12 protein-coding genes are annotated in these 17,131 nt (G+C 34.2%); 11 read left to right on the forward strand and 1 reads right to left on the reverse strand.

Going from position 1 to position 17,131, the window contains the following annotated elements:
• Positions 1-31 precede the first annotated feature (31 nt).
• From rpsA to CGC49_RS01305, 9 genes are all read left to right on the forward strand, one after another.
• A complete protein-coding gene (gene rpsA / locus CGC49_RS01265) occupies positions 32-1,789 on the forward strand; it encodes a 30S ribosomal protein S1 (RefSeq protein ID WP_042008563.1) in 1,758 nt (585 codons plus the stop codon).
• Between the two features lie 207 nt (positions 1,790-1,996).
• On the forward strand, positions 1,997-2,542 hold the full coding sequence (locus tag CGC49_RS01270; RefSeq protein WP_042008562.1) for a DUF1599 domain-containing protein: 546 nt from the start codon (positions 1,997-1,999) through the stop codon (positions 2,540-2,542).
• Positions 2,543-2,550: 8 nt separating this feature from the next.
• Positions 2,551-3,639, forward strand: a complete 1,089-nt coding sequence (locus tag CGC49_RS01275; protein WP_095911677.1) for a BT_3928 family protein — start codon at positions 2,551-2,553, stop codon at positions 3,637-3,639.
• A gap of 3 nt (positions 3,640-3,642) precedes the next feature.
• A complete protein-coding gene (gene mnmD, locus CGC49_RS01280) occupies positions 3,643-4,308 on the forward strand; it encodes a tRNA (5-methylaminomethyl-2-thiouridine)(34)-methyltransferase MnmD (RefSeq protein WP_095911678.1) in 666 nt (221 codons plus the stop codon).
• A 64-nt stretch (positions 4,309-4,372) separates the two neighbouring features.
• Positions 4,373-5,440, forward strand: a complete 1,068-nt coding sequence (gene aroC / locus CGC49_RS01285) for a chorismate synthase (protein WP_095911679.1) — start codon at positions 4,373-4,375, stop codon at positions 5,438-5,440.
• A 120-nt stretch (positions 5,441-5,560) separates the two neighbouring features.
• Entirely contained in the window at positions 5,561-7,489 is a 1,929-nt protein-coding gene (locus tag CGC49_RS01290; protein WP_095911680.1) for an LTA synthase family protein, read from the forward strand.
• A 154-nt stretch (positions 7,490-7,643) separates the two neighbouring features.
• Entirely contained in the window at positions 7,644-8,888 is a 1,245-nt protein-coding gene (locus CGC49_RS01295) for an MFS transporter (protein WP_197063219.1), read from the forward strand.
• 130 nt (positions 8,889-9,018) lie between these two features.
• Complete coding sequence (locus CGC49_RS01300; RefSeq protein ID WP_095911681.1) at positions 9,019-11,739, forward strand: calcium-translocating P-type ATPase, PMCA-type; 2,721 nt, start codon at positions 9,019-9,021, stop codon at positions 11,737-11,739.
• A gap of 122 nt (positions 11,740-11,861) precedes the next feature.
• Positions 11,862-12,161: a hypothetical protein gene (locus tag CGC49_RS01305; RefSeq protein ID WP_042008555.1), complete on the forward strand. Its 300-nt coding sequence runs from the start codon at positions 11,862-11,864 to the stop codon at positions 12,159-12,161.
• 334 nt (positions 12,162-12,495) lie between these two features.
• Here CGC49_RS01305 and CGC49_RS01310 read toward each other — a convergent pair whose 3' ends face one another.
• A complete protein-coding gene (locus tag CGC49_RS01310; RefSeq protein ID WP_095893209.1) occupies positions 12,496-14,745 on the reverse strand; it encodes a GH92 family glycosyl hydrolase in 2,250 nt (749 codons plus the stop codon).
• A 163-nt stretch (positions 14,746-14,908) separates the two neighbouring features.
• Here CGC49_RS01310 and nth point away from each other — a divergent pair, with 163 nt between their 5' ends.
• Together nth and CGC49_RS01320 are read left to right on the forward strand one after the other, a co-directional pair.
• Positions 14,909-15,547, forward strand: coding sequence for an endonuclease III (gene nth, locus CGC49_RS01315; protein WP_042343882.1), 639 nt, complete (start codon positions 14,909-14,911; stop codon positions 15,545-15,547).
• Between the two features lie 468 nt (positions 15,548-16,015).
• Entirely contained in the window at positions 16,016-17,101 is a 1,086-nt protein-coding gene (locus CGC49_RS01320; RefSeq protein ID WP_232745212.1) for a DUF2817 domain-containing protein, read from the forward strand.
• Positions 17,102-17,131: the final 30 nt, after the last annotated feature.

Below are 17,131 nucleotides of genomic sequence, written 5' to 3' on the forward strand. Positions count from 1 at the left end.
TTCATAAGAATACAAATTTAATTATCAGCAAATGGCTGAACAACAACAAACAAAAGAGGAGTTTTTGCAAAACTTCGATTGGGCTAAATACCAAGAAGGTATTGATGGAGTTCAAGAAGACAAATTAAAAAATTTTGAAGATTTAGTGAAAAACAATTTTGTTGACACTCAAGACAATGAAGTTGTTGAAGGAACAGTAGTTCGCATCACTGACAGAGAAGCAATCATCGACATCAATGCTAAATCAGAAGGGGTTATCTCTTTGAACGAATTTCGTTACAATCCTAACTTAAAAGTAGGAGATAAAGTTGAGGTTTTGATTGATATCCGTGAGGACAGAACAGGACAATTAGTGCTTTCACATCGTAAAGCTCGTACTATAAAAGCATGGGATCGCGTAAACTTAGCTCACGAAAATGGCGAAATTGTAAATGGTTTTGTTAAGAGTAGAACAAAAGGTGGTATGATTGTAGATGTTTTCGGAATCGAAGCATTCTTACCAGGTTCTCAAATTGATGTTAAACCGATTCGTGATTATGAGCAATTTGTGAATAAAACTATGGAATTCAAGGTAGTAAAAGTAAATCATGAATTCAAAAACGTAGTTGTTTCTCACAAAGCTCTTATCGAAGCTGATATTGAAGAACAGAAAAAAGAAATCATCGGACAACTTGAAAAAGGTCAAGTTTTAGAAGGTGTTGTTAAAAATGTAACTTCTTACGGTGTGTTCGTTGACTTAGGTGGTGTTGATGGATTGATTCACATTACTGATCTATCTTGGTCAAGAATCAACCACCCAAGCGAAGTTGTTGAGTTAGACCAAAAATTGAACGTGGTTATCCTTGATTTTGATGACAATAAATCACGTATCCAATTAGGTTTGAAACAATTAAGTAAACATCCTTGGGACGCTTTGACCGATGACTTGAAAGTTGGTGATAAGGTGAAAGGTAAAGTAGTAGTAATTGCTGACTATGGTGCTTTCATTGAAGTTGCTGAAGGAGTTGAAGGTCTTATCCATGTTTCTGAAATGTCTTGGAGTACGCACCTCCGTTCAGCTCAGGACTTTGTTAACTTAGGTGATGAAGTTGAAGCCGTGGTTATCACATTGGACAAAGAAGAGCGTAAAATGTCATTAGGTATCAAACAGTTAACATCTGATCCTTGGACAAATATCGCTTCAAAATATCCTGTAGGTTCTAAACATGTTGGAACTGTACGTAACTTTACAAACTTCGGTGTGTTTGTTGAGTTAGAAGAAGGAATTGATGGATTGATTTATATTTCTGATCTATCTTGGACTAAGAAAATAAAACACCCTTCTGAGTTTGTAAACGTTGGAGATAAACTAGATGTTGTTGTTCTTGAATTAGACGTTGAAGGTCGTAAACTTTCATTAGGACACAAACAAACTACAGAAAATCCTTGGGATAAATATGAAGTAGAGTTCGCTGTTGGAACTGTCCACAATGGAACCGTTTCTAAAATAGTAGACAAAGGTGCTACTGTTGATTTTAACGAGGACATCGTAGCTTTCATTCCTACACGTCACTTAGAAAAAGAAGACGGCAAGAAATTAGGAAAAGGAGATGTTGCTGATTTCAAGATCATTGAATTTAACAAAGAATTCAAAAGAGTAGTTGCTTCACATACAGCAATTTTCAGAGAAGAAGAAGAGAAAATAGCTAAGGAAGCTGCTGTTAATACAACAACAAATGTTGAAAAATCAACTTTGGGTGACTTGGAGGCTCTTCAAGAGCTGAAAGACAAAATGGAAAAAGGAAAGTAATTTAGTTTTTTTCATAATTTTTTGTTTTAATGAGGAAAAGTCGTCGCTGGGAAGTGGCGACTTTTTTGTATATACGTATCCTTCAATAAATAGAACATTAATGATATAGATTTATACCATACATATCAAAGCAAAAATCAAATATTTTAATATATAAAAATGGATTATTCTCATAAAAATATTACCTTTGTGAATTATTTATGAACGATGAATAACACAATAGAACAATACAATCAGGTGATTTCAGAATGTAAGTCACTTTTTATCAATAAAATGACTGACTACGGAAGTGCGTGGCGTATTCTGAGATTACCTTCACTTACTGACCAAATTTTTATTAAGGCTCAACGTATTCGGAGTTTACAGGAAAATTCGGTACGGAAAATTGATGAAGGGGAAATTTCGGAGTTTATTGGAATCATTAATTATTCCGTAATGGCACTTATTCAAATCGAAAAAGGGGTGGTACAACAACCTGATTTATCAACGCAGGAAGCTATACAGCTCTATGAGAACAAAGTAGAAGAAACTCGCTCGTTGATGGAGAAAAAAAACCATGACTATGGTGAAGCATGGCGTGATATGCGTGTTAGTTCGCTTACTGATTTGATTTTACAAAAACTTCTGCGTGTAAAACAAATTGAAAACAACCAAGGTAAAACCCTTGTCAGCGAAGGAATTGAAGCCAATTACCAAGATATGATAAACTATGCTGTGTTCGCCTTAATCCATCTCAAAGAATTAAAAAAATAATATTTGTAATGAAAATTATAATCCATATTTTACGACTTTTTTTAGGTATCACGTTTATTGTTAGCGGATTAATAAAACTTAATGATCCCATCGGATTTTCTTTTAAACTGGAAGAATATTTTAGTGAGTCAGTACTCAATTTACCTTTTTTTATGCCTTTTGCTTTGGCGATTGCTATTTTTGTATGCATTGCTGAAGTACTTTTGGGGGTGATGATTCTGATGGGATATTTAAAAAAATTGACTCTTTGGGCTACGCTATTGATGCTCATTTTCTTTGGTTTTTTAACTTTTTATTCAGCTTATTACGACAAAGTTACTGATTGTGGGTGCTTTGGTGATGCTATTAAATTTACTCCTTGGCAATCATTTGGGAAAGATATTCTATTGCTTGTCGTAACTTTAATTCTATTTTGGAAACAAAAAATGATTCAACCAATTGGTAGAAAACTGCCGTTCGTGGTTACTTTTGTTTCGTTGATTGGTTGTATTGTATTTGTATATCAAGTTTATAATCACTTACCAATAAAGGATTTTAGACCTTATAAAATTGGTGTGAACATTCCTGAGGCTATGAGGATTCCTGAAAATGCTCCAAAAGCGGTTTATGATTATCTTTGGAAATTCAATGTGAATGGAGAAGAAAAAATAGTGACTACGCAAGGTAGTTATCCTACAGTAGATGGTGAATTTATATCCTTTGAAACTAAATTAGTTGATAAAGGATATGAACCTCCAATTCACGATTTTTATATAGAAAAAGAAGGGGAAAATTATCTTGATGAGATGATGAGCAAAGAAAAGTTGCTTTTGGTGATTTGTTATAAAATTGAAAAAACAGATAGAAATGCTTTTAAGAACATCAAAACTATCACTGACAAGGCTTTAAAATCGGGATATACTGTTATCGGTTTAGCATATGATTTGAACCAATCGGAGCAACTCATAAAGGAATATGAATTGAATTTTGAGTTCTACTACAACGATGAAACAACCTTAAAAACGATGATTCGTTCCAATCCTGGGCTAATAACTATAAAAAAAGGAACAATTATCGATAAAAAGCATTATAACGATTGGGAAAAATTAGTGCTGTAACCGATGAATCGACAAGTTATTACCACTTCAGATGGTTCCACAACCATACACATCCCTGAATGGAACGAAAATTTCCATTCTAAACACGGAGCATTACAAGAAGCAATGCATGTTTTTATAAAAAATGGATTGCAATTATTTGAAAATAGACAAATTTCGATTCTTGAAATAGGATTTGGCACAGGATTGAATGCTTTGGTAACATACATAGAGCATCAGAATCTGAGGTTGCGAGTACATTATGAAGGTATAGAAGCCTATCCGCTTTCGTGGGAAGAAGCACAACAAATGAACTATACTCAAATTATTGGAAATGAAAAACTGGATCCTATTTTTGAGCATATTCATCAATCGGATTGGCAAACAAATATTCCTATAACAGAGACTTTTACTCTTAAAAAACGCAGACAACGATTTGAGACAATTGATGATATAAATCGTTTTGATTTAATATATTTCGATGCTTTTGGAGCAAGAGTGCAACCTGAATTATGGGAAGAAATTATCTTTGAAAAAATGCATAAGGCTTTGAAAAACGAAGGTGTTCTAGTGACTTACTCTGCTAAGGGAAGTGTTCAAAGAGCCATGAGGCAATGTGGTTTTCAGGTTGAAAAATTGGCAGGTCCACCTGGAAAACGGGAAATGCTCAGAGCGAAAAAAATCGTGTAGATAATCTACTAAGATTTTTATCGTATTAAAGAGATGATTGAATATTCTGTAAATTAAATAAAAAATGGCCGCAAACACATTTGGAGAATTATTCCGACTGACTACTTTTGGCGAATCACACGGAACAGCATTAGGAGGTGTAATTGATGGGTGTCCTGCAGGAATAACTATTGATTTTCAATTGATTCAACAAGAATTAGACCGACGAAAGCCAGGGCAATCTTCCATTGTTACTCAACGTAAAGAACCTGATGAAGTGCGTTTTCTTTCAGGAATTTTTGAAGGAAAGACCACTGGAACTTCTATAGGCTTTATTATTGAGAATACGAATCAAAAATCGCAAGATTACAACCATATTAAAGATATTTTCCGTCCGAGTCACGCTGATTATGTATATCAACAGAAGTATGGACATCGTGATTATCGAGGAGGTGGCCGAAGTTCTGCTCGTGAAACTGCCTGTCGTGTAGTGGCAGGAGCTATCGCTAAACAGGTACTTCATCAAATTCGTTTTACAGCTTTTGTTTCATCGGTAGGTGAATTAGCTTTGCAAACACCTTACACTAATTTGGACTTATCACTAACGGAAACCAATGCTGTTCGTTGTCCCGATCCAAAATTGGCTCAACAGATGGAAGATTACATCAAACAAATCCGTAAAGAAGGGGATACCGTTGGAGGAACGGTTATGTGCGTTATTCAAAATGTACCTATAGGACTTGGTGAGCCTGTGTTCGACCGATTGGACGCACAATTAGCCAAGGCGATGCTTTCCATTAACGCGGTAAAAGGATTTGAATATGGAAGTGGTTTCGAGGGAACAAAATTACGTGGCAGTCAACACAATGATCTTTTCAATCCAGATGGAAGTACTCAAACCAATCGTTCAGGTGGCATTCAAGGAGGCATCAGCAATGGAATGGATATCTATTTTAAAGTTGCTTTCAAACCGGTTGCAACATTAATGCAAGAGCAAGAAGCTTTAGATATTCGTGGAAATTTGATTCCAGTACAGGGTAAAGGTAGGCATGATCCTTGTGTTGTACCTCGTGCCGTACCTATCGTAGAGGCTATGGCTGCAATGGTACTTTTGGATTTTTATCTTATCAACAGAGGGTTACAATTCAAATGAAGTCGAAAATATGGCAGCCCTACTCTGTGAGTTTTCTTCTTAAAATAGGTAATTTAAAACATAAATCGCTTGAGAGCTAACTGTTTTCAGTGATATTGACACCCATAAAGAGATATTGTCATGAAAAACATCCGTTTAAGAGAATATAAAATCTTGTTTTATCGCCTTTTTTTGGTGTATTTATTTTATTTTATTGCTCGAGTGTGCTTTTATTTATTCAATAAAGACCTCATTTCTGTTGATAATGTATCAGAATTTTTTCGATTAGCATTCTATGGGCTACTATTCGATTCTGCTGCCATTATTTATATAAACTTACTCTTTTTAGTATTGAGTTTGTTTCCTTTATGGGTCAATACTTCAAAAAAATATCAGAAAATTGTTTTTTGGGTCTATTTTTTGACAAATATCCCTCCTTTCTTATTAAATTTCATAGATATTGTATTTTTCGAATATAATCGCTCACGACTTACGCTCAGTGCATGGTCGTTGGCGGCTAGCGAAGATAATAAATGGTCTCTTCTGTTTGGATTCTTGGTAAGGCATTGGTCAGTTTTTGTTATTTTTTTAGTTTGCGTATTCACTTGGATATATCTTTACAAAAAAAATAAAATAAATCCTCAAACTTACTCAAACAAATGGAGCTATTTTATTGGTTCTACAGTCTTTATGTTTGCTATCACGCCTTTATTTTTGTTAGGAATACGAGGTATGCCTTTCAAAAAAGGAACTATTCCGCTTACCATTACCGATGCTAATAAATTTGCCAATGACCTCTCACAAGTCAATCTGATTCTCAACACTCCTTTTGGTATTATCCGAACTTTAGGAAAAAGCGATAGCTTTCGAACTTATAATTTTGCTACGGAGGATTATATTGCTGAAAATATTCGTCCTATAAAAAAATATAATCGAAAAGTAACTAAAAAGCCGAATATCGTCCTGTTTATTTTAGAAGGAATGGGAAATGAATATTTTGAAACATTCAATAAAGATAAAGCAATTCCTGAGTTTAAATCCTATACGCCTTTCTTGGACTCGTTAGCTCAAAACGGACTTTATTTTACTAATGTATATGCAAACGCCAGTCGCTCTATGGAAGGAATTTCAGCAGTTACAGCAGGAATCCCAACATTTGAGACACCACTTGCGTATTCACCACATTCCCAACAAGAAATAGCCTCCATTGCAAATATCTACAGGGAAATGAACTATAAAACGGCTTTCTTTCACGGAGCTACCAATGGCTCTATGGGATTTAGCGGATTTACGAAACAAATAGGATTTGAGCATTATTTTGGAAGGACTGAATTTAACGATGAAAGTCAGCACAATGGTAGTTGGGGGATACACGATGAGCCTTTTTTACAATATACTAAAAAAGAAATTGATAAAATGAAAACTCCTTTTTTGGCAACAGTATTTACGCTCTCATCACACGAACCTTATACAATTCCAGAAAAATACAAAGGTGTTTTCAACAAAGGAGATGTGCCGATGCAAAATGCAGTGGCTTATTCCGATTATTCCATACGGAAGTTTTTCGAATCCGCAAAAAAATCAGATTGGTTTGAAAACACAATATTTGTATTTGTTGCAGATCACCCTTCTACAGCTTATTATGATTATTACAAACAAAAAATTTCGTATTTCAATGTACCAATAATTTTTTATAGTCCCAGTAAGGAATTAATACAAACGGGAACTTCGGACGAATTAGCTCAGCAAATTGATATATTTCCTACCCTCGTAGATTTGGCCGGTTATCAAAAACCTTTCCGATCTTGGGGTCGTAGTCTATTTGCTAAAGAAGAACCTCACAGAGCCTATGTTACCAATCGAAATTTTTATCAACTAATACAAGGAGATTATATATATGTAGCTGATATAAAAGGTGAAATAGTAGGAATTTACGCAAAAAATGACCAAAATTTAAAAGAAAATCTAAAAGAAATTCTTCCAGAGGAAACTACTCACAAAGGTATTACTGATTTAAGAGCTTTTATGCAAGACTTTATGGATAGGATTTTGCATCAGAAATTGAAATAAAAACATTAATTCATTATAAATCAATATATTTAAAATTGCTTTTTATTAGGAGTATATTTTTATCAAGAAATAAGTTTTTGGTTTGTAAGTTTTTTTGTAATTTAGGCGTCTGAATTTATAAAATATCATTTAATATTAACCAATTTAAAATAGTATGCAGACAAACAGTTCTACAAAAAGTTTCTTAGTCCCGTTAGCGTTCATCGGGCTTATGTTTTTCTCCATTGGATTCGCTTTGGGGATTAATGGAATCCTAATTCCTGTTTTGAAAAAAATCACTCCTGAAGGACAGGGATACTTAATTGTTGCGGCTACCTTTATTCCGTTTTTGATTTTTGGGTATCCAGCTTCAATACTGATAAAAAAAATCGGTTATAAAAAAACGATGGCTTTTTCTTTCTTCCTTTTTGCTTTAGCTTTCGTACTTTTTATTCCATCGGCTAAAATTGAAAGTTTTATGCTCTTTTTAATAGCCTCTTTCGTAAGCGGTACAGCAAATGCCTTTTTACAAGCCTCTGTAAATCCATACACTACCATTTTAGGCCCTATTGAAAGTGCAGCAAAACGTATCAGTATAATGGGGATTTGTAATAAATTAGCGTGGCCTATTCCTGCTTTATTCTTAGTTTGGATTATAGGAAAAGAAGTTGATAAAATAGCTATCGCAGACCTGAATACTCCTTTTTATATTTTGATAGCTGTATTTTTATTTTTAGGGATATTAAGTTTCTTTGCTCCTCTTCCTGAAGTAAAAGCACAAGGAGAAGAAGAAACCGTTGATACTACGCAAATTCGCGATAACGGTAAAAATTCTGTCTTCGATTTTCCTTACCTATTATTGGGAGTTTTAGCCTTGTTTTTTTATGTAGGAGTTGAAACAGTAGCATTATCTTCCCTGATTGATTTCGCAAAATCATTAAGTATTGAAAATGCTGAAATATATGCATGGATTTCTCCTATAGGAATGGTTATTGGGTACATTTCGGGAGTAATTTTAATTCCTAAATATATTTCACAATCTACGGCTTTAAAAATTTGTTCTTTAATAGCTATCATTGGTTCCATTTTAGTATGTATAACTCCAACTGATATTTTCTTTAGTTTTTTTGGATTACAACTGAACCTTACCGTTTCATTAATTATTTTAATAGCAATTGGATGCTCACTTATGTGGCCTGCTATTTGGCCTTTGGCAATGGATGGATTAGGAAATTTTACCAAAACAGGAGCTTCTCTTTTAACTATGGCAATTGCAGGGGGAGCTGTAATTCCATACGTTTTCGGATGGTTAAAAGATAGCTACGGAATGCAAAATGCTTATTGGATTTGCTTACCTTGTTTCTTGTTCATATTGTATTACGGTATGGCGGGACATAAAATAGGAAAAAATAAATTATAAAAAATTCCATACCTTTTTGCTAAGAGGTTACCCCAAAAAGGGTACCTCTTTTTTATTTCTTAATTTCACCATACAATTAACTATTTTTTTAACATATAAAATCTATCTTTGCACTCAATTTAATACAGAAATGACACAAAAAAATCACTATCAAGGGCTTTCCGATGCTCAGGTACTTGAGAGTCGTCAGAAATTTGGAAACAACACTCTCACATCAGTAGAAACAGAACCTTTATGGAAACAATTCTTAGAAAAGTTTTCCGACCCAATCATTATGATTTTATTAGTCGCTTTGGTAGCTTCTTTCGGGGTATCTTGTTATGAGTTTATAGCCCATGACAAAGGAGGACACGTTTTTTTAGAACCTATTGGGATACTTTTTGCCGTATTTTTGGCCACAGGTGTAGCTTTCTATTTTGAGGTAAAGGCTAATAGACAATTTAAAATATTAAACCAAGTAAATGATGAGATTTTATACAAAGTTATTCGTAATGAAAAAGTTACGCAAGTGCTGAAGAATGACATCGTTGTTGGAGATATTATCATTTTAGAAACAGGTGAAGAGGTGCCTGCAGATGGCGAACTATTAGAAGCTATTTCATTACAAATCAATGAATCATCATTGACAGGAGAACCGATGGTTTATAAAACAACAAATCCTGAGGAATTTGAGTCGGAGGCTACCTACCCATCTAACTACGTTTGCCGAGGTACATCGGTAGTTGACGGACATGGAATTTTTAAAGTTTCACAAGTAGGAGACCGCACCGAATATGGAAAAGTATTTGAAGGTGTACAAATTGATAACTCAATAAAAACGCCTCTTAATGAACAGCTTAACAAATTAGCAGGGATTATTACTAAATTGAGTTATGGCATTGCTTTACTTGTGATTATTGGCAGATTTGTAGTATTTTTCTCGAATTCTGCTAATTCACAAATCGAATGGATTCATTTCTGGGGATATGCTTTAAATACCCTAATGATTGCTATTACCATCATAGTGGTAGCCGTTCCCGAAGGGCTGCCTATGAGTGTTACCCTTAGTTTGGCATACAGTATGCGTAGTATGATGAAAACCAATAACTTGGTTAGAAAGATGCACGCTTGTGAAACAATGGGAGCAACCACTGTGATTTGTACCGACAAAACGGGAACGCTGACTCAAAATCAGATGAAAATTTATGATATTTTCTTTAATAAATTTTCATCTGAACTAGAAGGAAAGCAACTTATATCCGAGTCAATGGCGGTCAATTCCACAGCTTATTTAGACTTTTCAGACAAGGAAAAACCACAAGTGTTAGGAAATCCAACCGAAGGAGCTTTATTACTATGGTTGGATGGACAAGGTACAAACTACCTTCCCATTCGTGAGAATACTCCGATTGTCAATCAATTGACATTCTCTACGGAAAGGAAATATATGGCAACTTTGGTAAAATCACCAGTTCTAAATAAAATAATTTTGTACGTCAAAGGAGCTCCTGAAATAGTAATGGATTTCTGTTATGACTCTAATAATGAATTCCTTTCAGAGATTCATCGTGCCGATTTTGAAAGCAAATTAGAGCAGTATCAATCACAGGCAATGCGAACAATAGGTTTTGCCTATAAAGTAATTGACAACGAAAATTCAATCATTTCGGAAAATGGAAAATTAACAGTTAAGGGATTGAATTTCATTGGCATAACTGCTATTAGTGATCCTGTTCGTGAAGATGTTCCTGCTGCCATTGAAGAATGTATGGGAGCTGGAATTCAGGTGAAAATCGTTACAGGTGACACACCAGGAACTGCCAAGGAAATTGCTCGTCAAATAGGTTTATGGGACGAAACTTGCAATGATCAAAACCATATTTCAGGAACTGATTTTGCTACCCTTTCTGACGATGAATTAAGTAAAAAATTACCTGATATACGTGTGATTTCACGAGCCAGACCCCTTGATAAAGCTCGATTGGTAAACCTATTACAACAAAGAAACGAAGTGGTTGCCGTTACTGGAGATGGTACAAACGATGCCCCTGCACTTAAGGCTGCTCAAGTAGGTCTTTCAATGGGTGATGGAACTTCAGTTGCTAAGGAAGCCAGCGATATTACTATTCTAGACAACTCATTTACTAGTATTGGAAAAGCCGTTATGTGGGGACGTTCTCTCTATCTGAATATTCAACGATTTATTCTTTTCCAATTGACAATCAATGTAGTAGCTTGTTTAATTGTATTAATTGGAGCATTTTTAGGAACAGAATCTCCTTTGACAGTGACACAGATGCTTTGGGTTAATTTGATTATGGATACCTTTGCTGCCTTGGCTTTAGCTTCTTTACCTCCAAGCAGTAGCGTCATGAAAGAAAAGCCGAGAGAGCGTAAATCAAACATAATCACTCCTGCGATGGCTAAAATCATATTCGGAGTGGGAATTCTGTTTGTTTTATTACTTTTTGGCTTTGTTCAATACTTTAAACATACTGATATTTACACTCTTACGGAATTTTCTGTAAAAGATTACTTTGTAAATTTCTTTAATTTTAACCAAGTGGAAAGTGGACTTTCAGCATATGAATTATCGTTGTTCTTTTCCATCTTTGTGATGTTGCAATTCTGGAACATGTTCAACGCCAAAGCACATCATACAGGCAAAAGTGCGTTTAATAACTTAGCTAATAATAAAGGTTTTTTATTTATTGCTGTAATCATCATTTTGGGACAAGTATTAATAACGACTTTTGGGGGTGTTATGTTTAACGTGACACCTTTAAAATTAGTAGACTGGATAATAATCATACTATCAACAAGTTTGGTACTTTGGATTGGAGAAGTAGTCCGATTGTTTTCTAAAAAATAAACAGATTACTACACTTCCAAAATAAGGTTAAAATATTTAAATTGTCAAGAAAAAAAATGATTTTCTGTTTTGTAATTCTAAAATTTAAAGTACATTAGCCCTCGGAAAAGAAAAATATCAATATGAAACGAGTAATAGTTGATTATAAGAAACTTACAAGTGAAATTCTATCAATGTTAGTAGAAAAATATCCTGACGGATATGGGGATGATGATGTGATTCGTTTTAAGAATGCAAAGAACGAAACTGTAGAAGCATTAGAAGTGCGTACTGAAGACACCATCTATTTGGTAAAAGTAAGCACACGTTTAGCTGATTCAATGGAAAACTTTGATGAAGATGATGATTTTGATGCTTCAAGTGATGATGATTTGAACACTGACGGATTGGAAATCCCTGAGGATTCATTGGAAGAAGACTAAATAAAGATCATTTGTAAAATCTTCATTTTTTCTAAAAATTAAATTAAGAACGAAAAAAATCCAACAGTTTTATCCAAACTGTTGGATTTTTCTTTTTTGGATATTTTAAGCAGAAAAAAGTAATTTTTGATACAGAGAAAGAAAAAAGATAACATATTCTCTCCTAATTTTTAGGATTTAATTGTGTTATATAAAAAGGATTTTCAAACTTCCTGTTGCTGTAAAGTTTATTGCCTCCTTCTTCGTACAACCTAAACATTGTAGAGTATGGACTCCAAACAAAATTTACAAAATTTCGTTTTTCTTATCATACGTTTAGGTAACGTTTTGAAAATTAATACACTTTATTAACCTCAGGCAATTCATAACTACCAAGTCCAACATCATTGGGTATATTACTCATTTCAAACATAAGTTCACCACCTGCCATAATATCTTTATGACTGATGTACAGTTTTTTATAAGGTTTTCCATTCAAATAAATGGCTTTGATATATTTATTTTCTTCTGAAAAATTAGTTGCTTTTATCTCAAAATATTTATTTTCAGCTACTTGTATTTTTGATTCTTGAAAATAAGGGGTACCAAAAAGATATACTCCTTGAGCAGGATTCACGGGATAAAACCCTAAGGAACTGAATACAAACCAAGCAGACATCTGTCCACAATCTTCATTACCACAATGCCCCGCAGGTTCGTTTTTGTATTGTGTTTTGAGTATTTGACGGATAATTTCCTGTGTTTTGGATGGTTTTTTAACATAATTATACAAATACCCTACATGGTGGCTCGGCTCGTTGCCGTGAGCGTATTGTCCTATCATTCCGGTACTAAAAATTGGTAATTTGTCCTCAGGGAGTGGGTAATACGAAAACATCGAATCCAACTTCTGTTCAAAACGCTCTTCGCTACCTACACTTTTGATTAGCTCCGGAATATTTTGAGGCACAAACCAGAAATAATGCCAAGCATTACTTTCACAAAAATATGGTGTGTATTCTTTGGGTATAAAATCGCTTACAAATTTTCCTTTTTGGTCTTTAGGTCGAAGAAAAGTTGATTTTGGATCGTAGTGATTTTTCCAACTTTTTGCTCTTTTAGCAAATAATTCATAATCTTTACCTAAATCTTTTGCTAACATAGCAATACACCAATCATCGTAAGCATACTCCACTGTTTTTGAAACTGACCAATTTTCATGATGACCATCGATAGGAACGTAACCATATTTTTTGTATAAATCAATCTGACGCTCATCAACCATCGCACTTTCATAACAAGCTTTATAAAGCAATTCTTTATCCATTGGAAATCCTTTGAAGTAAGCATCAACGAGCACTGGTACGGCGTGATATCCTATCATCATATTAGTTTCATTTCCTTGCATCGACCATACGGGTAGTCTACCTGTTTCCTGATAATGAGCCAGTAATGATTGTATGAAATCATTCATTCTTTCAGTATGAATCATTGTAAAGAGAGGATGTGTCGCACGAAATGTATCCCAAAGTGAAAAAGTATCGTATCGTTTATAATTATTCGCTTTCTGTACATTACCATCTGCCCCTTTATAGTTTCCGTTGGGGTCACTAATTAGCGTAGGAGCTAGCATGGACTGATACATCATCGTGTAAAAAATTGTTTTCTTATTAATATCATCAGTTTCTATTTGTATTTTTCTCAACTGTTTTTCCCACTTCTGTTGAGCTTCAGAACGGTATTGATCAAAATCGAAATGGAATGCCTCGGTATTCATCGAGGCATAGGCTCCTGTAATATCGGCTGTAGAAAGAGCTGTTTTAATCACAATTTGTTCATCTTTTTCAGTTGAATAATGCAACTCTATACGCGTATTTTTCCCTTTTGTTGGATTTTCAACCTCTTTTTCATCATTAAAAAGGATATACTTTGAAAAAGGCTTAGAAAACTGCATTACGAAATAAATACGTTGGTCTTTTGCCCAACCAGTAGATTTTCTATAACCCTCTATTATTGAATCATTTACTACATTAATATGTGTATCGGTAGGGGCATCCCAATTCATTGCAAAACCTAAATCTATGGTAATTTTAGTATTTTTATCTTTTGGAAAAGTATACCGGTGGATGCCTACTCTTTCTGTAGAAGTAAGTTCTGCTTTGATTCCAAAACTTTGTAAATCAACGGTATAATATCCTGCTGTGGCATATTCTTGTTGATGGCTAAATTTAGAAAAAGGTTTGTAGGAATTTTCAGCAATACGCTCGTCGAAGCGACTATTCGTAGGCATCACTAAGATATCATACAAGTCACCCGCTCCTGTTCCAGAAAGGTGCGTATGAGAAAATCCTGTAATAATACTATCTTGATAGAAATACCCTGCAATTCTATCCCAACCTGGAATTCCTATATCGGGACTAAGTTGCACCATCCCAAAAGGTACAGTAGCTCCAGGATAAGTATTTCCTGGGCCATCTGTCCCAATGAATGGATTTACAAAATCAGTAAGATGTTGGTAATTAATATTTTGCTCTTGAGAAATAGGTTTGTTATCACACGAATAAAAGCACAACAATACCAAAAACAATAAATAGCTATTTTTCATATATTCAAAATCTTGTTTTCCGCCAAAGATACAAAATTTATTGAATTTTTGAGTTTAAAAAGTTTAAAATTACCATAAATAGTTCAACAAAGTTGTTATACTTTTCACCCATAAAGCTAAAATTTTCAATTAGTTCTGTATATTTGCAAAAATAATATTCAAAATGAAAAAAACTGAAAAAGTGGCTTTTGTTATCGACACATTGGAGGAAATATATCCGAAGGTTTCGATTCCTCTTGACCATAAAGATCCTTATACGCTACTAATTGCTGTGTTGCTTTCGGCTCAAAGCACAGATGCTCGTGTGAATACAATCACTCCCCTACTCTTCCAAAAAGCTGATAATCCGTATGATATGATAAAACTTTCGGTAGAAGAAATACGTGAAATTATCAAACCTGTGGGATTATCTCCTGCAAAATCAAAAGGAATTTATGAACTTTCACATATTCTGATTGATAAACATAATGGTGAAGTCCCTCAGAATTTTGAAGATCTGGAAGCCTTACCCGCAGTGGGGCATAAAACCGCCAGTGTGGTCATGTCTCAAGCCTTCGGAGTCCCTGCATTCCCTGTGGATACACATATTCATAGACTTATGTATCGATGGGGACTTTCGAACGGAAAAAATGTCACACAGACGGAAAAAGATGCAAAACGCTTATTCCCTGAAGAAAAATGGAATAAATTGCACATACAAATCATTCTATACGGAAGAGAATATAGTCCTGCTCGAGGATGGAATATTGAAAAAGATATTATCACAAAAACTATTGGACGAAAAAGTTTGTTTCCAAAGTAAAAGATTAAACTCATGTCATTAAAACCCGCTACTAAATATATTTTCATAGCCATATTTCTGGAGTTTTATTTCGCTTTTTTGACCTTGTTTGCTTTTGGAATACGATCATTAGACAATCAATTGATTCTCCCTATATTCATAGCGATTGTAACTACGTATTGGGTTGGATATCAATTAGGAGAAAAGTTTCCATGGGAGAGATACGATTCCATACGTATCCTTTTCGGAATCGTTTTTCAGTTTTTGCTATTGCTAACAATGCTACTTGCGGGGTGGTTATGCTTAGTAATAGTCTCAGTTTTGGATAGAACATTGGACACTAACGATGTATTAACTGCTATTTTACTCTTAATAATAGGAACATTCATTTTTGGAGGCATTCAGACATTTGTCATAGGGCTATGGCTTGGTTATAAATTAAATACAATCGAGAAAATAGGAGAATTAACTTTTGTAAACAATCTACAAATGGAATATACAAACTACAAAGAACCGAAACTTTTTGGACGTTACATCACTTCATTAATGATTGAGCCTTTATTAGAAAAACATACCTTTGAAAACAAAATATTGTTAGGAAAATCAGTGCAAGGAAATTCTATTTCATTATATCAAAAAGGAAACGGAAGAACGAAAATTTTGATATGGTCGCAAATGCATGGCAATGAATCCACTACGACTAAGGCTTTGTTTGATGTGTTGAACTATATGACACAAAACCCTTCAGAATTAGAAAATATCAGCATGTTTTTTATCCCGATATTAAATCCCGATGGAGCTGAAGTTTACAATCGGATGAATGCCAATGAAATTGATTTGAATCGGGATGCTTACGATTTGTCTCAACCCGAAAGCCAGTGCCTTAGAAAAGCATATAAATTGGTACAGCCCGATTTTTGTTTCAATTTACACGATCAACGTACTATTTTCAGTGCAGGGAAAACTCAAAATCCCGCAACGGTCTCATTCTTAGCACCTTCTTACAACGGAGCTCGTGAAATAAACCATACTCGCAAAAAAGCAATGGAGATTATCGGGGTAATGAATGCTATGTTACAAACAAAAATTCCAAACCAAGTAGGACGCTTTGACGATAGCTTTAATCTCAATTGCACAGGAGATATGTATACTTCCTTAGGAACCCCTACAATACTCTTTGAATCAGGACATTACCAAAATGATTATGCACGAGAACAAACTCGAAAATACATCTCACTATCCATACTCGAAGCCTTGGCATATATCAACCAAAATGAAGTTACCGGAAAATATTATAAACCATATTTCACAATTCCTGAAAATGATAAACTTTTCTTTGATATTTTAATACGTGATGATTTTTACGGAGATAATAACCATATTGGAATTTTATTTAAGGAAACTCTGAAAAACAACGAAATTCATTTCGAACCTTACATTGCTATGATTGAAGATTTATCAAATCATTACGGACATCAAGAACGAAAATTATCCGATTTCTTCACAAAACCCGTTTCTAAAAAAGATATAGAAAAAGAATTGAATTTACGTGATTTTGGTTTTAAAATTGCATAAATAAATTTTATATGAAAAAAAATTGCTATA

Origin of the sequence: Capnocytophaga sp. H4358, from assembly GCF_002302515.1 — a bacterium.
Taxonomy (GTDB): Bacteria; Bacteroidota; Bacteroidia; order Flavobacteriales; family Flavobacteriaceae; genus Capnocytophaga; species Capnocytophaga canis.